The organism is Methanohalophilus euhalobius (assembly GCF_900215215.1).
Lineage (GTDB): Archaea > Halobacteriota > Methanosarcinia > Methanosarcinales > Methanosarcinaceae > Methanohalophilus > Methanohalophilus euhalobius.
On the sequence record NZ_OBDR01000009.1, the window covers coordinates 1 to 22125 of the forward strand.

The window sequence follows — 22125 nt, forward strand, 5'->3', positions numbered from 1 at the left end:
GCTTCCCTTTATTCTATCAAGGCACTGCGGGAAGAATTCCCTAACATCTACATTGAAGCAGGTATGGCCGGAGAATGTACTCTTGGTATGCACGGTGAACTTGAGTTTGAAGGTAAGCCTCTTGCAGGTCTATGGCCACACGAGCAGGCACCCCTTGCAGAAGAAGCAGGTGCAAACGTGTTCGGTCCGGTCTGTAACACCAACACCAGCAAGTCCTCCGCATGGAACCTTGCCCGTGCAGTAACCTTCACCAAAGCTACGGTTGAAACTTCAAACATTCCCTGTCATGTTGATATGGGTATGGGTGTCGGCGGTATCCCGATGTTTGAGACTCCACCTATCGATGCAGTAACCCGTGCCAGCAAGGCAATGGTTGAGATTGCAGGTGTCGATGGTATATAGATCGGAGTTGGCGACCCAATCGGTATGCCAATCTCACACATCATGGCTTCCGGTCTTACAGGTATGCGTGCAGCAGGTGACCTTGTTGCCAGGATGCAGTTCTCCAAGAACATGCGCATAAATGAAGCCAAGGATTATGTTGCCAAGAAACTCGGTGTACAGGCACTTGACCTGAGTGACGAATATGTCATGAGGGATATCCGTGAAGAACTTGATATTGGTGTACTTACCTCTGTTCCAGGATGTGCCAAAGGTATCGCATCCAAGATGAATATTGAGAAACTTCTCGATATTGATATCAACTGCTGCGATAAATTCAGGGATATCACTGGATAAATAAAATAATGTTCTGTCTGCTTTTTGCAGATAGGACTTCTTTCTTCTTTTTTTAAATAGAATACGATCTTTTGTGAACTCATATTTTTCATAAAAGATTTATATATGAAAACCTTTTTTCTGGTTATTGTATTAACCTCACTGGGAGATGACAGGGTGGAGTCAATATATTTCTTACAGATTGCACTTGCTGTGCTTCTTATGACTATTATAGCTCATCTGCTGAGTATGCGTTTTCGTATGCCTATATTGATCTTCCTTCTGATTGAAGGAATAATCGCAGGTCCTGAAGTTCTTAATATATTGGATCCCATGATTTTAGGTGAAGGCCTCTCAGCAATTGTTGCCCTTTGTGTGTCTGTCATTGTTTTTGAAGGTGGCCTTCACATTGACCTTCATTCTATACGTAGTATCCAAAAAAGTGTACTAAGACTTGTTATATTTGGTATTGTTATAACATTTATACTAGCCACGGCTGCCAGTTACTATATTGCAGGACTACCTTTGAATATTGCTGCCCTTTTTGGTGCACTTGTAACAGCTACCGGTCCAACTGTAATAACTCCACTTGTAAGGAATGTCAATGTTCCCCATAAAGTTAGCAAGATACTTGAACTTGAAGGTGTTCTCAATGATGCTGCAAGTGTCATATTGGCGGCACTTATTTTTGAATTGATTGTCTCACCTCTTTCCGGCTTGGAACTTGTCAGTTTTCTCATACAACGAATAGGAATGGGACTGATTTTAGGGCTGGCCAGTGGTTTTTTGCTGCGAAGTATCCTTGGCAAAATGCTTCTTACTGAACAAACCGTACGGTTCATTACCTTTACAATGGTGATTGCCACCTTTGTGATTGCTGAATCTTTTGCCAATGAATCGGGAATTCTTGCCGTTGCAATATTTGGTATTATGGTAGGTTCATCCAAAGTTCCCTATAAGTCTGCACTAAAAGAGTTCAAGGCTGATCTTGTATTGATGATGTTGTCTTTGATCTTCCTGTTACTTGCAGCATTATTGCGTTTTGATTATATTATACAGATAGGGCTTGTGGGTGTAGCGGTTGTAATGGTTTTGATTTTTGTAGCCAGGCCAATTTCTGTATTTCTTTCTACCAGGGGTACATCTTTTAATCGGAATGAGAAATTATTCGTTTCCTTTGTTGGTCCAAGGGGCGTGGTTCCAGCTTCGATTGCAACCTATTTTGCAGTAAAGTTAAATTCAATGGGGATGGTAGGCGGTGATGCCCTTGTAGGACTTATATTTATTACCATCATCATTACGGTTTTAATGACCGGTTCCCTTGCCAATCGTGTAGCTAAGTTCTTAGGAGTGATTCCAATGGAGATACTTGTTGTAGGTGGCGGTGAGGTTGGACAGATTCTCGCCGAGCGTTTTGAAAAGAGAGGGGAAAATGTAGTGGTTGTAGACCCTTCCGAAGAAAATTGCCAGAAATTGATGAAATCTGATATAAGAGTTGTGCATGGTGATGCGGAAGATATTAATGTCCTTAAGGAAGCAGGAATTGATCATGCTAAATATGTGGTTGCAACTACTGATGAGGACAATACTAATCTTTTGATTTGCCAGATTGCCAAGACCAAATTTAATTTTGATAAGGACCAGATCGTTGCACGTGTAAATAATATTGAAAATCTTCATGCTTTCTGGGACCTTGAAATAAGAGCAATGAGTCCTGCAATGACAACTGCTCTTGTGCTGGATAATATGGTTGGCCGTCCTCATATGTTCTCCATGTGTGAAGTAGAGGAAGGAGCCGACATCATAGAGGCACATGTAAGTAATCCCAAAGTTGTAGGCAAAGCTATAAGGGAACTTAACTTGCCTGAAAGCAGTCTTCTGCTTATGGTTAGAAGAGGTCAGGACTCCTTTATTGCCAATGGAAGTGTCGTGCTTGAATATGACGACATTGTAACTGTAATTGGTGAAGGCGATTCAGCACAGAAGGTTGCAGACCTTTTTGAGCGTTGATTACTTTCAGTCCACTTCAAACATCTATATATACCCAAACGCCATATTCGTCTTTGCCTCTCTAGAATTAAAAACAAGAGGTCAAGGTGATTTTATGGAAGATATTGCAAAGAGTATACAGACCCAATTTAAGGATATGGGAATAGAAGTTCCTCTGGAAGAGATTGAAGAACGGCTAGATAAACTTGTTAACAAGTTCAAAGTTCCTGCCAATGAGGCACGAAAAAATACTGTAAATGTTTTACTTAAGCAGTATAATGTCAACAAGAATGAATTTTTCAACCAATCAAAACCCGCAACAATGTCTAATATTGCGGATGTGAAAGCAGACCAATGGGTAAATGTCGACATTAAAGTACTACAATTATGGGATAATTCAAACAGTTCAATTTCCCAGGTAGGTCTCGTAGGCGACTCTACAGGTCGAATAAAATTTATCAAATGGTCCAGGGATAATCTTCCTGACGTTGAAGAAGGTAAATCATACCGTTTTAGTAATGTGGTTGTTAATGAATGGAATGGTAAGCTGGAATTAACCCTGAATCGTACCAGTTCTATAGAACCGCTTGCAACAGATATTGATGCAGGTTCAACTTCGGCTGGTGCTTCTGAAGAATGTCAGGTATCAGATCTGAATCAGGAAAATATGTGGGCCAACATTGAAGCCAAAGTTGTTCAGTTATGGGACAATTCCAATGAAGCAATTTCCCAGGTTGGCATTCTTGGGGATGAATCCGGTACTATCAAATTCATCAAATGGTCTCGTGATGATCTGCCTGATGTAGAAGAAGGTAAATCTTACCTTTTCAGTAACGTGGTTGTCAATGAATGGAATGGTAAGTATGAAGTTACCCTAAACCGCACCAGTAACATTGAGCCTCTGGAAGAAGATATTGATACCTCCTTCCAGCCCCAGGGGTCGGCTGAAGACCGTTTACTTTCAGAATTACGTCAGGAAAACATGTGGGCCAACATTGAAGCCAAGGTTGTCCAATTATGGGACAATTCAAATGATGCAATATCCCAGGTTGGCATTCTTGGGGATGAATCCGGTACTATCAAATTCGTCAAATGGTCTCGTGATGATCTGCCTGATGTAGAAGAAGGACATGTTTATCGTTTCAATAACATTGTTGTCAATGAGTGGAATGGAAGCTATGAGGTAATTCTCAACCGTACTACTACAATTGAACCTCTCTCTGAAGAAATAGAAGTGGGAGCTAATAGTTTCCAGGGTGCAATGATTGATATCCAGGATGGGTCCGGTCTTATTAAGCGCTGTCCTGAATGTAACCGGGCACTTACAAAAGGAGCCTGTATGGAGCACGGTAAGGTTGATGGGAATTATGACCTGCGTATCAAAGCTGTGCTTGATAATGGGGAAACTGTGCAGGATGTTCTTCTGAACAGGGAAATTACCGAAGAATTGACCGGTATCACTCTTGAGGAAGCAATTAATCTTGCAGCAGATGCCCTTGATCAAACGGTAGTGGTAAGTAAAATGCGTGAGGACCTTGTGGGAAAATATTATTGTGTGGAAGGATCGCTTGCTGATCGTTACTTAATAGCAAAATCCATTGAACCATTATCCACTGTTGATATGGAAAAGGTTGATGAGCTTATTGCAGATCTGGAGGTGGCCTGAATGTCTACCTATGTACGTGAAGTAGCAAAAAGAATGTTTGCAAAAGAGTTTAGGAATTCGGATCTCTCATTCAGGGAAGGTGACGATGTTTATTCTCCTCAGTATCTGTTAACACCAACCGGGGCCAGGGTAAATCGCCTTTTTATTGTAGGGACTCTTATCGAGAAGGAAAATATAGGCAATGAAGCGGAATACTGGAGAGGTCGGGTTACAGATCCTACAGGTACCTTCACAATATATGCAGGTCAGTATCAACCGGAAGCAGCACAACTGTTGTCAGAATGTGAAACTCCCGCATTTGTAGCTGTTGCAGGCAAACCCAGTGTTTATGAGACTCCTGATGGGGACACTATTACTTCCATAAGACCTGAATCCATAAGCATAGTTGATGGTAACACACGGGATATGTGGGTTGTTGATACTGCTATTCAGACAATTAACAGATTAAATGATCTGGATGGTTCGGATACATATGTGACTCGTGCTAAAGAACATTACAACACCGATAAGGGAAGTTATTCATCCATGGTACTGGATGCTTTGAAATCCCTGAAAGAACAGATTTGATGTGTGCTTTATGCACACCTTTTTTTGCATAAGTATAATAAATGAGTAAATCTATTTTTATTCGGGTGATATTTGTGAAAACTTATCTGCTGGTGTGGTTTAACAGTGAAGGTGCCAGTCCCTCTGAAGTTAACCGTCGCCTTCTGTCTCTGGGGTTTAAACCAATTCAGGGATATTATGACTATGTCTATGAATGGGGCAATAATGTTCATGTTGAGGATATCCTCCAGTTTGGGGATAAAGTACACCTGAGCCTCAATGGGCTTGGAGTTATATTTAAAATAGAAACGATTGATGGGAAAAAGTAAACGGATTAATTGTCCGCTTTTTCTAGTTCTCTTGAAAATCCGACAAATCCACAGGAATTTCCTTTAATTTCTATAAATCTTGCTTTTACTTCACCGTTTTCAATATTTAGTTCGGCGGCCATAGGGTCTGACATGCGGGGCGATGTCGGAGAGCCGGGACACAATACCAGTACATCTGTTTTTTCCAGGATTGGGCTGTGAATATGGCCGAATATAAGCACATTAACACCCATTTCAAGGGCTTTGTAGCGCAGGGCAGTTGTATCGTTTATTGATAGGGCGGCTTCGTGGACCACGCCGACCCTTATGCCGTCAATGTCAAGTTGCAGGGTTTCGGGAAGAATCTCTTTTAACTCGTATGTATCAGAATTTCCATATACTGATTTGAGTTTCCCTGTATCGTTGAAAGCCTTATAACATTCTAGTGTAGTAAAATCCCCTGCATGTATTACCATGTCATATCTGTCAATCAGGGTTTTCAAATCAGGAGGAAATTCTCCACTTTTGAGATGTGTATCTGAAATAACTAGTATCTTCATGTTTTTACCTTAATGGAGACTCAGGTCTACAAGTTCGTATTCCAGGTTTTCCATTTCAAGTTTACTCATTATAGTCGGGACCTGCTCATCGATTGCAAGCACAAGGGATGAAAGCCCATGGAATGCAGCTTCTACGACCGATTCCTTGGCCCCATACATAACATCGGGTTGACTTCCAATTTTTTTGAGTGCCACGAGCGATTCAACTCCAATCACCGCTATATAGTCCTTTGATTCGGTGAGTTTTTTCAATCGTCCCAAATCTACATTTCTGGACCCCTGTCTTTCGCTGCGGGGAATCTTGCAGACTGTAATACTTGCCGTTTCCAGATCGATCATCCCGGTAAGGTTGGTGACACCTACATCTTCTCCTTCTTCTGCATCAGATACGGTGACACCCCGGGCATCTGCTTCTTCTTTAGTGTCAACATATAGCAGACCGTTTCTCATATGAAGATAGACCTCTTCGCCTTTATCCAGATTTTCATCGGCAATAGCAGTCCAGGTAGATACATGGCTTATGATATCACTCATTACGAATTTGGCATATCTTTTCATGTCAGCAGCATTTTCCAGGACCCATTCTACTCCATTTTTTGTAATTCTGTAACGTACCCTCCCATCAGAATAAATATATCCTTCAGATGTAAGTTCCTTGATATATTCTGAAACTGCCTGGGGGGTTACTCCGACTTTCTCTGCTATTTCTTTCTGTCTGACATTGGGTTGATGGGCGGCAACTTCGATAAGTATCTGGAATTTGGTAATGCCGCTTTTACTCTGGAGAATGTCAATCATTTCTTTTCCTCATTTATTTTCAATCTCTGGCCCATAACCGTTAACCCATTTGCTCTTCTTGCAAGGGATCTTATGTATAATGCACTTCTGTTGAGCTTACGTGTAAGAGCACTCATAGAATGGTTGCCACTTTCTACTTCCTTTTCAAGTTCTCCTATCAGATCTTTTATCTCTTCGTAAGGAGTGAATGTTAAAGTAATTATTTCACTGAGGTCGTCAAAAGAACACTGGAAATTCGCCTGTACTTTTGAATACGATGAGTGATATTCCTTATCCGGTTTTTTTCCAGGTTTGGGCATGCGCCACTGGCTTTCCAGTAACCCGCATTTCTGGAGTATATCGATACTTTCCTCTGTGTCAATTCCCATTTTTTCGTCAAGCTGGCCTTTTGTCATCCACTCTGAACTGAGTGCGTTAAAGACATGTTTATGCTCCTTTGATCTGAATGTTTGTAGGAGGGGTACCATTTCAGATGGGTCGTTTATTATTCGGGTTCTCCTGGGCATCACAAAACCTCATATGTAGGTAATTGATTCGATTTAGAAAAGGTTAATACAGCTATACTAATATGGTCTTAAGATTAATAAATGTGTTGTAGTATTTGTGTTGATACTTATCGCAGTTTTTTCCTTGTACATTTATACCGTTACATTTATTCAATCCTGTTAACAATACTGTTCAGGTATTATGACAGAGGCACTGTATTCTAAAATATTCAGGTTGCTTGATAACCGACAGCTTTCGATCAGTGGCATCACGAGAGACCTCAAATCAGAAGGTATTGATGAGCATCGTTTGATCATGACCGGTTATTTGAGGGCACTGAGAGATCTGAAAAAACTTGATGAAATAGAGGTGCCTCCATCAAAGACCTATAAACTTCCAGATAATGCTGAGAAAGAAGAAGATAATATTTATTCTCTTATAGGTCATCATCTGAAGGATGTTCCTGCATCCAAACGCATCTATGTAGCAATCTATGTATTTTCTTCTCTGTTGGAAAGGCCGGTTTTCAGGGCAGAGTTAAAATCGATGGGTTTTCATGAAAATACGATCATGGATGCAGTGCAAAAGGGCAATCCTATCATAGAAATACCTGAAAAAGACATCAAGATCCTGCGCAATTCTATTACCCGGATATCCATTCCCTCGGTTGACCCTGCTTATGAAATAAGCGGGAAAGATAATGATAATCTCCGGTATGTAGGTATAGTCCTCCTTCCGGTGCTCAAGGCGCTTATGAATCTGGAAGGCCTTGTACCCAAGACTAAACAAACAAAACTGGCAACTTAAAAGAAAGGTAAAAAAGAAAGGTATAATCCCCTTCATTCAATATAAATAGCCGGTCTCATTGGTGCTGCAAAGCGGGCTTTCTTTTCGGGATCATACGTCTCTGCACCTTCCCTGGCTATCTGCACTTCACAACCAATTTCCTTTTCAAAGAAACTTATTGCTTCTTGCAGCGTTTCTTTTTCGTCCAGGTTGAAACCGTATACCATCTCGAATTTCTCTTCTTTCATGGCCTTTATGTCATCAACAACTTTCTTTGCAAACTTGGGTATTTCTTTACCGTAAGGTCTCATTTCGGGATCCTGCATGAGATTCTTTATGAGAATTCCCGGGTTGAGATTTCCCTGTTGCTGGAGTTCAAGAGCCTGCTTAAAAGCTTCTGATTTCCATTGGGAGGCTGTATAGAGGACAAGTTTTTGCGGCTTTATACCGGTGACTTTTATTATTTCCTCAACATCTGAAAAAGTGTTGCTGATCAGCTCTTCGCCGGCTTCGGCATCCCTGTCGATAAGTTGTGGGTCATACTCAGGATATTTTTGCAGGGACACATAACCTTGCGTTTCTTCCATTTCACTCCAGATTTCCTCACATATGTGGGGAGTGAAAGGTGCCATCAGGCGCACCCATGTATCGAGTATATCATACTGGAGGGTCTTTCCTCCTCTTCTCTGATACCATTTCACATCATTAAGAAGCAGGAAGAAAGAATTCTGTAGGGCCTGCCGGGTGCGTATACCTTTAAGGGCCTCGTTTGTTTCACTGATACGCTGCTGCAAGCGGCTCTGTATCCACCTGTCTATCAATTGTTTTTCCCTGTAGGTTCCAGAGGTACATTTGGTATCGATAGTATCTTTTGCAAAATGGTAGAACCTGTCGATCTGTCTCCTGGCGGACTCGATGCCACTGTTCTTCCAGTCTGCATCCTGTGTTTGTTCGGCACTGGACAGGATATACATCCTGGAAATATCCGCACCATAATCTTTCACTGCCTCACTGAGTGTTAGCAGTGGTCCCTTGGACTTACTCATTTTCTGTCCTTCTAGAGATACAAAACCATTGATTGCAATGGCACGAGGCCAGTTCTCTTCTTTGAATATCGCAACATGATGGAAAAGGAAGAACAGGAGGTGGTTGGGTATCAGGTCTTTTCCTGAGGATCTGAGATTGACGGGATACCAGTAATTGAAATCTTTTCGCATGCTTTCAATTACAGAGATATCAATTCCACTTTTTTCTGCTGCATCCTGCACCCTTCCCTTTCCAAGAAGCACATAATCAAAGAGTTCGGGCACCAGTTGCTCGGTCTTAATATCTTCAGAGAGAAACTTTGCAACTATGTAGTAGGACATGTATACCGTGGAATCTCCCAGGGATTCGATCAACCAGTCCTTATCAAAGGGCAGGCGTGTTCCGAGGCCTTTTTTACGGGCGCAGGCTTTGTCTTTAAGCCAGTCAACTTTATTATTGAACTCCACCCTCAGTTCTTCGGGGATTATATCCATATTTTCTATGCAGCGGTATACTTTATCCTTCCATTCCGGATTGGAATAATTGAGGAACCACTGGCCCTTAACCATGTTTACTACACATGGGGTTCCACACCGGCAGACCACAGGTTCACTGAATTCATAGAATATCTCGCCGATTTTCTCATCGATCAAATCCTGTGTAAGAAGATCTTTTATCTTTGAGACCCTTGTGCCTGCATATTTCCCGGTATTTTCTTTCAGGGTACCTCCGTGGAATTCCCGCCGATAGACCATTTTTGTTGCAGATTCGGCTTTTGGATCATCCTGGTCCTGTACTCCAAATTCCTCCACCGCTTCAACTGCCGGATATTCTCCGTATTCAGGAACATCGATAAGGGGTATGAGCTGGATGTTCTGGAGATTTTCTGTAATACCGTATTCTGAAAGGTCTCTATCATAAAGGTCCTTCAGGGCCAGATAATCATAAGGTGCATGGGCGGGCACACTCATAACAACTCCGCTTCCGTTCCCTCCCCTGACAAAAGATGCCGGAAGGGTGATGACTTCCGAGTCTGTCAATGGGTTTTTGGCCTTTATTCCGATGATGTCCAGGCCACTTATTTTCCCTATGAGTTCGACTCTACGATCTGTGTAGGTAAGTTTGTTGTATGCTTCTTCACTTACAATCCAGGTCTCTTCATACTCGTCGGTTTTCACTTTCGCCTTGACATATTCCACATCAGGGTTTATCCAGAGGTTGGTGACCCCGAATGTGGTTTCCGGCCGCAGGGTAGCACAGGGTAATACCATGCCATCGTAGGTGAATTTGATCAGGGTATAATCCACGATAGTGGCTTCTTCTCCCCTGAGGATGTCATGGTCTTCCACAGGATTGTCATCATTGGGGCACCATTTGACAGGGTGTGAACCTTTTACAATCAGTCCCTTTTCGTAAAGCAGATTGTATTGCCATTCGATGAATTTTTTATATGTTTCATCGGTCGTGGTGAACTTTCTTCTCCAATCAATGGAATATCCAATGGATCGCATGGCTTTTTCTGCTTCCACACTGAAATATTCCACGATTTTTTCCGGAGAATCAAGTCCTTCAAGGATATTCTTCGGAATGCCATGGAACTTAGAATAGACTTCCATCGTCTGGGGTTCCCTGTTGGCGATTAGTTCAGCAAGTCCTACAATGGGCGTACCGGTTACGTGGAATCCCATCGGGTAGAGTACATTGTATCCCTGCATCCTCTTGTGCCTTGCAATAACGTCCCCGATGGTGAATGTCCTGGTATGGCCTGCATGCAGATTCCCATTGAGATATGGGTAGGGAACAGTTATGAAATATTTATTCCGGCTGTCAGGTTCGGCCTCGAAAACTTTGTCCTGAGACCATATATTTTGCCACTTTTTTTCAATGATGGCAGGTTTGTAGTTCTGCTCCATATTCATTTCCCCTCAGTACAGGACCTTTCTGATAGCCTCCATTGTGGCATCAACTACAATGGGTTTTGGTGCAACGGATATTACTTCTTCCGGGTCCTTGAGAAGATGTCCTGTAGTCACGCAGACCACGGATTCATTTGCACCTATTACTCCGGTCTCTACAAGTTTTTTCAGACCGGCAACAGAGGTGGCACTTGCAGGTTCAACGCCGATTCCTTCAAGTTGTGCCAGGTCTATCTGGGCTTCCACCAATTCATCGTCAGTAACACTTTCCGCACCACCATTTGATTCGGAAATTGCTATAAGGGCCTTTCTGGCATTAACCGGATTCCCTATCCGGATTGCTGTTGCGATAGTTTCGGGATTCTTTTCAGGGGTAATATCAGTTTTTCCTTCCCTTACGGCTTTTACTATTGGGCAAGAACCTTCAGTCTGTATTCCCATCATCTGTGGGACTTTATCTGTAATTCCCAGTTTCTTGAATTCTTTGAAGCCTTTATGGATGGCAGTAATGTTGCCTGCATTACCTACCGGAAGTACCAGCCGGTCAGGCATTTGGAAATCCAGCTGGTCTGCGATTTCAAAACCTATTGTTTTCTGTCCTTCCAGCCTGTAGGGATTAATGGAGTTTAAAAGGTAGATCTTTTCCTCATCGCAGAGTTCTCTTACAAGTTCCAGAGCATCATCGAAATTGCCGCGTATGCTAAGCACCTTTGCGCCATGCATCAGGGCCTGCGCAACCTTGCCCAGTGCAACTTTCCCTTCCGGTAACAGTACAACAGCAGGAACTGCCGCTTTTGCACCGTAGATGGAAAGGGCTGCGGAAGTATTACCTGTAGATGCACAGGCAATTGTTTTCATCCCTAATTCCAGGGCTTTGCTGACACCTACGGTCATACCTCTGTCCTTGAAGGAACCGGTAGGATTCATGCCTTCATGTTTGACATATAGTTCCCTGACACCAATCTTTTCGGCTAACCTGTCACATTTATAGAGAGGTGTGCCACCTTCCTGTATTGTTATAGGTTTTCTGTCAACAGGAAGAAGTTTTGCATATTTCCATACAGAAAGTGCAATTCCCTCTAAATCTTCCCTTTTAATATCAATCTGAGAATAATCATAAATTACATCAAGCAAACCGCCGCATTCACAGGTATACAGGACCTCTGTTTTAGGATATTCCTTACCGCATTCGATGCATTTTAAATAGTACATTGGAGTTCTCCTGATAGTTTTAAAGTTTTAATAGGGTGAATCTTATAACCTAATCAATTCCAATATAAATAAAGTACTCGGAAATGGCGCCTGACCCCTTCTATTATGTAATTGTTATTAAATCTGTTGAAAGACCACCGTTATCTTTATTGTAGGGAAGCCCCACCTATCCACCATGTACTGGAAGACTGTTCAGGGTACTCTTTTTGTTGATGACTTGAATGCTTTTTTGCAAAAACTGAATGATATTGCAGATGAACATGATGTTACCATACAGGCAATGGATGCAGGCAAAATAGCAGGTAGGGCCCATATCGAACTTGCAATAAAAAAAGCCAGAAAAGCATTCGATTCCGGCAGCAATGTGGCCCGGGACCTGGGGGTTGAAATTCTCCGGTATGCTTCCGGAAAACGACAGATTGTTGAAGCTTTTTCTATGGGTATGAAGGAAGGGGATATTTCTGTTGTTTTTCTTGTCCTGGGTGAAAAAAATAATGTAGATGCTGTTTTACCTGCACTTGATTCAATGGTCTCCAGGATTGAAGTGGTCGGTTATTCAGTCCAAAAGGAAGAGGCTGTAAGGGCTCATTTCAGAATCGGTTCTGCAGAGACAGATGCAATCGGTGTATCGCGGATACCTGACATCGTGCTGGAGCGAGTGTCACTGGTGGACATCCTGAAATAAGTCCATTGGTAAACTTATTAATAAGTACATACAGATTATTCATCTATATATCTATCAAATGAGAGGATTATTAATGCCACACCCGAAGACTGCAGAGAATATTATGAAAAATGCCGGTCCGATAGAAAGTGCCTTACTCCCCAAACTGATCCATGTCACAGAAGCTGCTGCTATTGCTGCTGCCCATCAGATAGGCAGGGGTGACAAGAATTATGCCGATCAGGTATCGGTGGAAGCAATGCGCAGGATGCTTAATTGCCTGGATATCAGTGGTGTCATCCAGATCGGTGAAGGTGAAAGGGATGAAGCACCAATGCTCTATATTGGTGAAGAAGTCGGTACAGGTAAAGGTGACCTTAAGGTAAATATTGCAGTTGATCCGCTGGAGGGTACCAATCTATGTGCAGACGGTGTACCGGGTTCCATCTCAGTTATGGCCATGTCCGAACCCGATGGTTTGTTCCACGGTCCAGATGTCTATATGGATAAAATCGTGGTAGGTCCACAAGTCGTAAAGTATGAACGCGAACACCCGGGAGAGGAAATTGATCTGGACGCCCCAGCAATTGACAATCTTGAGATAGTGGCCCGTGCTTTAAACCGCAGTGTAGAGGAACTTGTGGTTGTGATTCTGGACCGTGAGCGTCATAAGGATAAAATCGAGGAAATCCGGAAAACCGGTGCCAGGGTAAATCTGGTTTCCGACGGTGATCTTATGCCCGGCGTATCAACGGCTATACGTGGCTCAGGTATCCATGTGGTAATGGGTTCGGGTGGCTCGGGCGAAGCTGTACTTACAGCCTCTGCAATGAAGATCCTGGGTGGTAAGGTGCTTGCACGCCTGGTTTTACCTTCAGTTGCCAATCGCAAACCCGATGATGTAATTGCACGGGAGGTAGAGGAAAAGATGCCCCGGCTTAAAAAGATGGGCATAAACGAAGACAACATGAATGATGTTCTTGACACTGAAAAACTTGTACCCGGTAAAGATGTAATCTTTGCTGCAACTGGTGTGACCTCCGGGCATTTCCTCAAAGGCACCAACCTTTTTGGTTATGGGGACGCAAGGGTACATAGTATATCAATGGGTAGTTCGGGTGTTGTCAAATTTTCAGATTCGGTATATATACATGATAAGGAAAGCACGCCTCTCAGGCTATAATATGGAGATTTTGTTCTGTTAAATATACATATAGCAACCTTTGGCTGTACGGCCAACCAGTCCTCTTCCGAGATCCTTGAGGCTAAAGCGGTGGAGCTGGGCCACAGGCTTGTATCTGAAAGAGAAGCTGATGTGATCATATGCAACACCTGTACAGTCAAGGATACTACAGAGCAGAAGATATTGCACAAGATCAAGGAATGGGGCCTTCAGGGCAGGGAAGTAATTGTTACAGGTTGCATGCCTCAGGTCCAAATGGACGAAATATTAGAAAATAATCCCGAGGTTCATGTCCTGGGCATGAATTCCCTTCTTAAGCTCGGAGTAATTCTCAACCGGGTTCATGAAAGGCTGGGGGGACTTTCACTGAGGCCCATGAGTGTCTTTGATGATTCTCCTGAAGGTTTACTCAATGTACCCCGCAACAGGTCGAGTCCGAATATCCATATCTGCCAGATATCACAGGGTTGCAATAACCGTTGTTCCTATTGTATTGTTACACTTGCCAGGGGTCCCCTTTACTCCTTTGATGCCGATTCAATCGTTACAGACATCGAGCAGGCTGTTTACGAGGGCTGCAGTGAGATCTGGCTAACATCTCAGGACAATGCTCAGTATGGTTTGGATAAAGGAATTAATTTGCCTGCCCTGCTTGAGAGGATTACTGCAATTCCCGGAGATTTCAGGCTACGTGTGGGTATGATGAATCCTGCTTCAACACTTGAAATTCTGGATGACTTGTTAGAGGCTTATTCCAGTGAAAAGATCTACAAAGTTTTGCATCTTCCCATCCAGTCAGCTTCGGACAAAGTGCTTGGCAGGATGAAACGTAAACATACAATGGAACAGGCCAACAGGATAGTCGAAAAGTTCAGGGATACATTTCCTGAAAGTACCCTTTTCACAGATATTATTGTGGGTTTTCCGGGGGAGGATGAAGAGGATTTCGAACTTACACTGGACTGGATTCGAACCTATCGCCCCGATAAGGTAAATATTTCACGTTACACACCCAGACCGCACACTGAAGCATTGCAATTCAGAAATATAGATACACGTATTGTTGTGGAGCGCTCGGGCAAACTCCATCGGCTCTGTAATCAAATCAAACTCGGAAAAAAGGAAGATATGGTAGGAAAAGAAGTTGATGTATTCATCTCACAACAGGCAAAGGTAAAAGGATTGATGTCCCGCACTGCTTCTTATAAACCTGTTGTGATCCCTGAATCAGGTGAATTTAGTCCCGGTCAACGTTGCAGGCTGAAGATAGATGAAGCAACCCCGGGTTACTTTATCGGCCATCCGGTTTAAGATTATCATTTTCACCTGTTTGCATTCTTTTAACGATCTCCCGGTCATAGGATTTCACGATATCACTGCGGGTTATTATTCCTATCAGGGTAATTCTGTCCTTTCGGGAGACAACAGGTAATCTGCCCACATCATGGGCTGCCAGTCTTTTGAGTACGATATCAAGGGATTCATCAGGATACGCAGTAACAACATTTTTACTCATTATTTGGGTGATCGGTTTTTCCAGTTCTCCTTGCTTTACTTTGTCGCGCATATCATGGAGGGTAACAATTCCTGCAAGTTTTCCCTGATTGTCAAGTACAGGAAAACCTGCATGTTTGCTTTTATGCATCAGATTAAGAAGATTGGCAGCTGTGTCTTTTACATTAAGAAATAAAACATCTCTTACCATATTATCCCTTACAGTTAGCGATTCCATCACATTTACCTCGGTACCGGCTCTGATAACGTGTCCTCTTCTCCTGAGCAATTCTGTATATATCGACTCTTCATGAAGGTGAGTTGATATTACATTGCTGATTACACAGGTCAACATAAGGGGCAGGATAAGGCTGTAATCACGGGTCAATTCAAAAAGGATAAGCATGGCAGTCAGGGGTGCATGTACAACTCCCGCAAAAACTGCCCCCATCCCTACAAGGGCATATGCTCCCGCAGGTGCTGTGGACAGAGGAAAAATATAATTCACCAGTTTTCCAAAACCCCCTCCCAGCATGGAACCCGCAAAAAGGGCTGGTACGACCGCTCCCCCTGAACCCCCTGAACCAACAGTGAAGGCAAATGCCACTATTTTCAGGACAAGCAATATCAACAACATTTGCATGGCAAGTTCGTTGTTGAGGGATTGTTTGATGACATCGTAACCGATTCCGAATATCTGGGGATAGAAATAACCGATACATCCGACAACAAGTCCGCCAAGGGCTGGTTTTAAATAGGGTTTTATCGGGAGTTTTTCAAAGGAATCCTGGGTGAGATATGTACACTTTATGAATATTGCAGCCACAATGCCTGCAAGTAGACCCATAATAATGTAGAGTACTGGCTCGCGGAACGGGCTCTCCATCCCGTAGTAGGAAACCTGTATGGGCTGAATTCCAAAAATGATGTCAGTTACAAGAGTAGAAAATACTGAAGAAAGAACTACCGGTATAAGTGTCCTGGTCTGTAATTCTCCGAGAATTACCTCTACTACAAAAACCACTCCAGCAAGAGGGGCATGAAATGCCGCTGCAATTCCTCCAGAAGCCCCACAGGCAATCAATGTCCTGAAACGGTTGTCCGGACTTTTCAGCAGGTCGGCGACCGTAGCTCCTACTCCGGTTCCCGCAAGTATACCGGGAGCTTCTTTGCCCACCGATCCTCCTGTGCATATTGAGATCATTGAAAGGAATACTTCATAAAAAGCAAATTTGCTCTTTATCTTCCCTCCCTGAAGAGCTGTTGCCTCTACAATCTCTGCAACTCCACACCTACTTTTTTTCATAAATTTATAGGATATAAGGCCAACGCATAATCCTCCGGCAGCAGGGAGGAGGATGATATATATGGGCAGGCTATTATTCGGAGTGTTGAAAAAAAGGGTTGTAAAGTAATAGGTAACCTGATCATAGGCCACAAAAACCAGGGCTGTTATTATTCCTATTATTATGGCAAGGAAATTAGAAATGAACCCTTCGGTATAATACCGATCCTGTAACTCGTTTTTGAGGTTATTCAAAAAAGGTCGCCTTCATAAATAAGAAAGTAATAAGGAAAGGACTCCTTATTTATGTTTTCTTCATCATTTCGAGTAAGTCACACACCTTTTCAATAGTATCGTCCAGTGTCTTGGTGCCTGTCTCATCCTCGCTGAATGGCTTCTTGACAATGCCGCCGAAATGTCCGCCATCTCCCACAACAACCATTCCATGAATATGCATCCAGTCCTGGATTACCTGTATGGTCTTTTCCTGTCCCCCATTTCTGGAGCCACCAATAGCAATACCTGCACCAATCTTATCGCTGAGCTTGAAATTATGTCTCCTGAGCAGGACGCTTCTGTCAAATAGGGCCTTCAGCTGGGCAGTGGGACTTCCGAAATAGACCGGGGAAGCCACGATAATTGCATCCGCTTCATCCAGTTTTGGATAGATCTTTTCCATATCGTCATTGATAGGACATTCCTCGCTTTCCCTGCAATTGCCGCATGCAATACAGGGTTTGACTTCCATCCCTGAGAGGAATACCTTCTCAGTGTTAAATTCTCTTTTTTCAGCCATGGCGAGGACTCTGTTTATCATTTGTTCACTGTTTCCGTTCTTTTTAGGACTGCCTGATATGCCCAGAATTTTCATAAGATCACCTGACTGCTCGTATAGGTTTATGTTGATATTAGCTTTTGGGTGACTTTGGTATAAATTTATTAATCATAGGCCCTTCTCCTTATTGTAAAGAGGGAGCCGGGAATAATCATGTTATCCAGTCTTTTTAATCCTGATTCAGTGGCTGTGATCGGTGCATCAAGGAAAAAGGGTAAAGTGGGAAATGCTGTCCTTTCCAACCTTGTAAAGGATTTCAGAGGAAATATCTACCCTGTCAATCCCGGTGAGGAAATGATAGAGGGCCTTACATGCTATGCTTCCATCCTTGATGTGGCCGATGAAGTGGACCTTGCTGTTGTAGTCGTACCTGCAAAAGTAGTGCCTCCTACACTGGAAGAATGTGGAAAGGCAGGTGTGAAATACGTGGTGGTAATCTCTGCGGGGTTCAAGGAGGCAGGTATTGAGGGAGCTAAACTTGAACGCAGGTCCCTGGAGATTTGTAAGGAATACAGAATTCACATGGTAGGTCCCAACTGTCTGGGAATCATGGACCCGGTTGCAGGTCTGAACGCCTCTTTTGCTGCATCGATGGCATATGAGGGCAATATTGCAATGATGTCACAGTCCGGTGCCATATGTACTTCTACCCTTGATTGGGCAGAAGCCAATGGAATGGGGTTTTCCAAATTTGTAAGCCTTGGGAATAAGGCTGATCTGGGGGAAAACGAATTTCTGGCCGAATTCCGGGACGATCCGTCGACCTCGGTTATTGCAGCCTATCTGGAAGGTATCAAAAATGGGTCACAATTCATTGAAATTGCCAGGGATGTTTCCAGGAAAAAACCTGTGGTTTTGGTCAAATCAGGACGTACAGCTGCCGGTTCCCGGGCAGTATCATCCCATACAGGTACTCTTGCCGGCTCTGATCAGGCCTATAATGCCGCTTTTGATAAAGCCGGTGTGATTCGTGCGGATACGCTGGAAGATATGCTGGATTACATAAGGGCATTTTCAACCCAGCCAATCCCTTCAGGCAGGCGAATTGCCATACTCACAAACGCAGGTGGTCTGGGTATTCTCACGGCGGATGCATGTTATTATGAAGGTCTGGAGCTGGCTTCTTTATCTGGTGAAACAATTGAAGGCTTACGTGAGTTTCTGCCGGATGCTGCCAGTTTCTACAATCCTGTGGATGTATTGGGGGATGCAAGTGCAAAACTCTACGGTGATGCCCTTGAAATTGTGTTAAAAGATCCAAATGTGGATGGTGTAATCCTGTTGACTTCTCCCCAGGCGATGACTGATGTGACAAGCATCGCCAGGATTGTAATTCAAAAAATGGAAAATTCTGATAAACCGGTACTTTGCAGTTTTGTAGGAGGTACACGGGTTATGGAAGGCAATTCAATTCTTGTAGCAGGGGGAGTACCCAATTACACCTTCCCTGAAAGAGCAGTTGCCAGTATGGGTGCCCTGTGTGATTATGGGGAAAGGCGAAGTTTAACTTATCCTTTACCCAAACCGGTTCATTCGGACAGGAAAATGGCATCTGCACTGCTCGATGAAGCAGCAGCAAAGGATAAAAAAATCCTGGGGCTTGAATCATTTGATCTTCTGAAAGCTTATGGTATTCCAGTTGTGGAAACCGGGAAGGCTTCCACTGTGGAAGAAGCGGTGGAGGAAAGTGAAAGGATTGGTTACCCTGTAGTTATGAAAGTCCTGTCTCCTGACATTTCACACAAGACCGATGTTGGAGGTATCCGGCTTTCACTAATGAATAAAGATGATGTCAGGCGTGCCTATCATACAATGATGTCGGATGTAGGTCGCTACATGCCTTCTGCAAGAATTACAGGTGTACAATTGCAGAGAATGATTGAAGGTGGCCGGGAAGTGATAATCGGTATGAACAGGGATGTGCAGTTCGGCCCGCTTCTTATGTTCGGGCTGGGTGGGACATATGTAGAGGTCCTTAAAGATGTATCTTTCAGGCTTGCCCCACTCAATGAAAAGGATGCTCACTCAATGATTTCTTCCATCCGTTCCTATCCTTTACTTACAGGTGTAAGGGGAGAAAAAGCATATGATGTGGATGCGGTGGCGGATGTCCTTGTGCGTGTTTCCAGACTTGTGGAAGATTTCCCGCAGGTCCTTGAGTTTGAAATAAATCCGTTGATGGTCCTTCCAGAAGATGAAGGTTGTTTTGCTATGGATATGCGTCTTACATTGAAAGAATCAAATTGATAAAAGGGAGGGTTTGTATGGCTTCAATACTTGTAAGTTCTTCTGAAAATTATTCTGGTAAAAGTTCGATATGCAGTGGCTTTGGCTTGATTCTTAAAGAGCGTGGAAAAAGTGTGGGCTACATGAAACCGGTGGGTAACCTGCTGGTTGATGTTGATGGTGTTCTCTCCGATGAGGATGCAGAACAAATGCGGAATCTGCTGTCTCTTGAGACCCCCCGCAGTTGCATCACTCCGATTATGCTTACCGAGAATCTTATCAATGATGCTCTGCTGGGAGTGGAAAAACACCTGGAAGAAACCCTGAAACAGGCTTATTCAGAAGTTTCCAGGAGTAAAGATATGGTTCTCATAGAGGGTGAAGGAGGTATCGGTAGTGGTGCCATGTACAATTTGTCAGATCCCCAGGTAGCTTCCATACTGGATAGTAAGATCCTGCTGATTACCCGTTTTGATTCGGTTAGTGCAGTGGACCGGATTCTCTGTGACATTGAACTGATAGATGACAGGAATATGCTTTCAGGTATCATTCTCAATGAAGTTGAAGAAGACAAATTAGGAATGGTAAGGGATATGGTCGTACCCTTCCTTGAAAAGAAAGGGGTGAAGGTATTTGGTGTAATTCCCCGCGATCATACACTTGGAGCGGTTTCTATAGCAGAAATTGTGGAAGATTTGAGAGGGGATGTCCTGACGGGTGCACAGGAAATGGGTAAACTTGTTGAACATTATCTTGTGGGTGCTATGGAAGTTAATTCAGCGATCAAGTATTTCAGGCGCACACCAAACAGTGTAGTAGTGACTGGGGGGGACCGCGCGGATATACAGATGGCGGCTATAGAGGCCGGGGCAAGGGCATTGATCCTGACGGGCAATCTCCGGCCCAGCGAAGCTGTACTTGGAAGTGCTGATGAAGCAGGCGTGGTTGTTGTACTTGTAAAGGGTGACACTCTTTCCACGATAGAAAGAATGGAGAATCTAATCGGACATGCCCGGATTCAGCAGAAGACCAAGATTGAAACAATCGTTAGACTGATTGAAGAGAATGTGGATGTTGACTCTATACTGGATTCAGCAGGTTTATAAGAACATATATAATATGGATATGTATATAGGGGCTTGGCTGAAGTAGCCTATGTTAATGGAAAGGTTGACTGGTGATGGATACCGTGCAGGACAAGGATTATTTCACTATTGATGATTTTGATGTTGACGACAAAACAATTCTGGTGCGAGTCGATATCAATACCCCGATGGACCCCGAGGGCAGTATTCTGGATGACCTGAGGATAAGCAGCCACATTCCCACAATAAAGGATCTTGAAGATTCACGGGTAGTATTGCTTGCCCATCAAAGTCGGGCGGGAAAAAGTGATTTCACAACAATGCAACCCCATGCAAAAAGACTAAGTCACTATCTGGGCAGGGAAGTGGAATACGTAGATGATATTTTCGGCTCTCATGCCCGTTCAAGGATTGCAGCAATGGAAAAAGGGGATGTGCTTTTGCTCGAAAATGTACGTTTCTATTCTGAGGAAACTATTTCACGATCTGCCAAAGAGCATGCAAGCACACATATGGTGAAAAATCTAGCTCCCCTTGCGGACATCTTTTTGAATGATGCTTTTGCAGTATCCCATCGTTCTCATCTTTCTTTAATGGGTTTTACACATCTCCTTCCCTGTGGTGCAGGCCGTTTAATGGAAAAAGAGATTACCTCTCTGGACATGGGAATAAAGGGAGGGGGAAGACCCTGTATTTTTGTACTGGGTGGTGCCAAGGTTGACGATTCCCTTAAGGTTGCTGAAAATGTACTTTCAAATGGTGGCGCTGACCGCGTACTTGTGACAGGTGTTGTTGCAAATGTAATGCTGGCTGCATCAGGTTTTGATATCGGGAAAGCAAATAAGGATTTCATTGAATCCCAGGGCTACCTTGAACAGATAGACAGGGCAAAGAAAATTCTTGACGATTTTGACGGAAAAGTGGGTTTACCCATAGATGTAGCATTGAATGATAACGGCAGCAGGATCGAAGTATCGGTCGAAGAAGTCGGGGATTCAGTACTCCCAATCAATGACATAGGAATTGAAACGATTGTTGCTTATTCCAGGGAAATCAGTCAAGCAGGCACTGTAATTCTCAATGGACCAGCCGGGGTTTCCGAACAGGATGGATTTGAACTGGGGACCTATGAGATTGTAAAAGCTGCCACAGAAGCCGATTATTCCATTGCAGGAGGCGGGCATATTTCTGCCGAGGTGCGGAATATGGGGTTCGATCACAGTTTATCCCACATAAGTACAGGAGGCGGCTCATGCATCGACTATCTTGCAGGCACTCCCCTACCCGCAATCGAAGCCCTTAAAAAAGCTGCTGTCATAATATCTAAACACGATTGAGTGGAG

General features: G+C 43.5%; 18 protein-coding genes and 1 pseudogene. 12 read left to right on the plus strand and 7 right to left on the minus strand.

The window, feature by feature from the left end; translation table 11 throughout:
• The 5 genes and pseudogenes from mtbB to CP947_RS07875 all read left to right on the plus strand — a co-directional run.
• A pseudogene (gene mtbB / locus CP947_RS07855) lies at positions 1-738 on the plus strand ([dimethylamine--corrinoid protein] Co-methyltransferase); the annotation flags it as partial.
• Between the two features lie 105 nt (positions 739-843).
• A complete protein-coding gene (locus CP947_RS07860) occupies positions 844-2727 on the plus strand; it encodes a cation:proton antiporter domain-containing protein (protein WP_243641525.1) in 1884 nt (627 codons plus the stop codon).
• A gap of 94 nt (positions 2728-2821) precedes the next feature.
• Positions 2822-4372, plus strand: coding sequence for a replication protein A (locus CP947_RS07865; protein WP_096712670.1), 1551 nt, complete (start codon positions 2822-2824; stop codon positions 4370-4372).
• Positions 4373-4939: an RPA family protein gene (locus CP947_RS07870; RefSeq protein ID WP_096712671.1), complete on the plus strand. Its 567-nt coding sequence runs from the start codon at positions 4373-4375 to the stop codon at positions 4937-4939. It begins immediately after the preceding gene.
• A 74-nt stretch (positions 4940-5013) separates the two neighbouring features.
• Entirely contained in the window at positions 5014-5247 is a 234-nt protein-coding gene (locus tag CP947_RS07875) for a hypothetical protein (RefSeq protein WP_096712726.1), read from the plus strand.
• 5 nt (positions 5248-5252) lie between these two features.
• Here CP947_RS07875 and CP947_RS07880 read toward each other — a convergent pair whose 3' ends face one another.
• Genes CP947_RS07880 through CP947_RS07890 form a run of 3 tightly spaced genes read right to left on the minus strand, consistent with a single transcriptional unit; the run spans position 5253 to position 7090 of the window.
• A complete protein-coding gene (locus CP947_RS07880) occupies positions 5253-5786 on the minus strand; it encodes a metallophosphoesterase (protein ID WP_096712672.1) in 534 nt (177 codons plus the stop codon).
• A gap of 9 nt (positions 5787-5795) precedes the next feature.
• Positions 5796-6584, minus strand: coding sequence for a DUF7839 domain-containing protein (locus CP947_RS07885; RefSeq protein WP_096712673.1), 789 nt, complete (start codon positions 6582-6584; stop codon positions 5796-5798).
• Positions 6581-7090, minus strand: coding sequence for an ArsR family transcriptional regulator (locus CP947_RS07890; protein ID WP_096712674.1), 510 nt, complete (start codon positions 7088-7090; stop codon positions 6581-6583). The genes CP947_RS07885 and CP947_RS07890 overlap by 4 nt, the downstream gene beginning before the upstream one ends.
• Before the next feature lie 181 nt (positions 7091-7271).
• Between CP947_RS07890 and CP947_RS07895 the strand changes: the two genes are divergently transcribed.
• A complete protein-coding gene (locus CP947_RS07895) occupies positions 7272-7877 on the plus strand; it encodes a hypothetical protein (RefSeq protein WP_096712675.1) in 606 nt (201 codons plus the stop codon).
• 32 nt (positions 7878-7909) lie between these two features.
• Here CP947_RS07895 and leuS read toward each other — a convergent pair whose 3' ends face one another.
• Positions 7910-10795: a leucine--tRNA ligase gene (gene leuS / locus CP947_RS07900; RefSeq protein ID WP_096712676.1), complete on the minus strand. Its 2886-nt coding sequence runs from the start codon at positions 10793-10795 to the stop codon at positions 7910-7912.
• 12 nt (positions 10796-10807) lie between these two features.
• Entirely contained in the window at positions 10808-12010 is a 1203-nt protein-coding gene (gene thrC / locus CP947_RS07905) for a threonine synthase (protein WP_096712677.1), read from the minus strand.
• A gap of 175 nt (positions 12011-12185) precedes the next feature.
• Between thrC and cgi121 the strand changes: the two genes are divergently transcribed.
• The 3 genes from cgi121 (at position 12186) to CP947_RS07920 (ending at position 15168) form a co-directional block, all read left to right on the plus strand.
• Positions 12186-12695, plus strand: coding sequence for a KEOPS complex subunit Cgi121 (cgi121, locus tag CP947_RS07910; protein WP_096712678.1), 510 nt, complete (start codon positions 12186-12188; stop codon positions 12693-12695).
• A 73-nt stretch (positions 12696-12768) separates the two neighbouring features.
• Positions 12769-13857, plus strand: coding sequence for a class II fructose-bisphosphatase (gene glpX, locus CP947_RS07915; protein WP_096712679.1), 1089 nt, complete (start codon positions 12769-12771; stop codon positions 13855-13857).
• Positions 13858-13887: 30 nt separating this feature from the next.
• Positions 13888-15168, plus strand: a complete 1281-nt coding sequence (locus tag CP947_RS07920; RefSeq protein WP_243641568.1) for a tRNA (N(6)-L-threonylcarbamoyladenosine(37)-C(2))-methylthiotransferase — start codon at positions 13888-13890, stop codon at positions 15166-15168.
• Here CP947_RS07920 and CP947_RS07925 read toward each other — a convergent pair.
• Both CP947_RS07925 and CP947_RS07930 read right to left on the minus strand, forming a co-directional pair.
• Positions 15149-16891: a chloride channel protein gene (locus CP947_RS07925; protein WP_096712681.1), complete on the minus strand. Its 1743-nt coding sequence runs from the start codon at positions 16889-16891 to the stop codon at positions 15149-15151. The genes CP947_RS07920 and CP947_RS07925 overlap by 20 nt on opposite strands.
• A 49-nt stretch (positions 16892-16940) precedes the next feature.
• Positions 16941-17507, minus strand: a complete 567-nt coding sequence (locus CP947_RS07930) for a flavodoxin family protein (RefSeq protein ID WP_096712682.1) — start codon at positions 17505-17507, stop codon at positions 16941-16943.
• Positions 17508-17624: 117 nt separating this feature from the next.
• On the opposite strand from CP947_RS07930, the gene acs reads away from it, so the two are divergent.
• The 3 genes from acs to CP947_RS07945 all read left to right on the plus strand — a co-directional run bounded on the left by acs (position 17625) and on the right by CP947_RS07945 (position 22119).
• Positions 17625-19718: an acetate--CoA ligase alpha subunit gene (gene acs, locus CP947_RS07935; protein WP_096712683.1), complete on the plus strand. Its 2094-nt coding sequence runs from the start codon at positions 17625-17627 to the stop codon at positions 19716-19718.
• Positions 19719-19735: 17 nt separating this feature from the next.
• A complete protein-coding gene (locus CP947_RS07940) occupies positions 19736-20803 on the plus strand; it encodes a phosphotransacetylase family protein (protein WP_096712684.1) in 1068 nt (355 codons plus the stop codon).
• 71 nt (positions 20804-20874) lie between these two features.
• Positions 20875-22119 (plus strand): phosphoglycerate kinase, encoded by a 1245-nt coding sequence (locus tag CP947_RS07945; RefSeq protein WP_394328817.1) that lies wholly within the window; start codon positions 20875-20877, stop codon positions 22117-22119.
• The last annotated feature ends 6 nt before the right edge of the window (positions 22120-22125 follow it).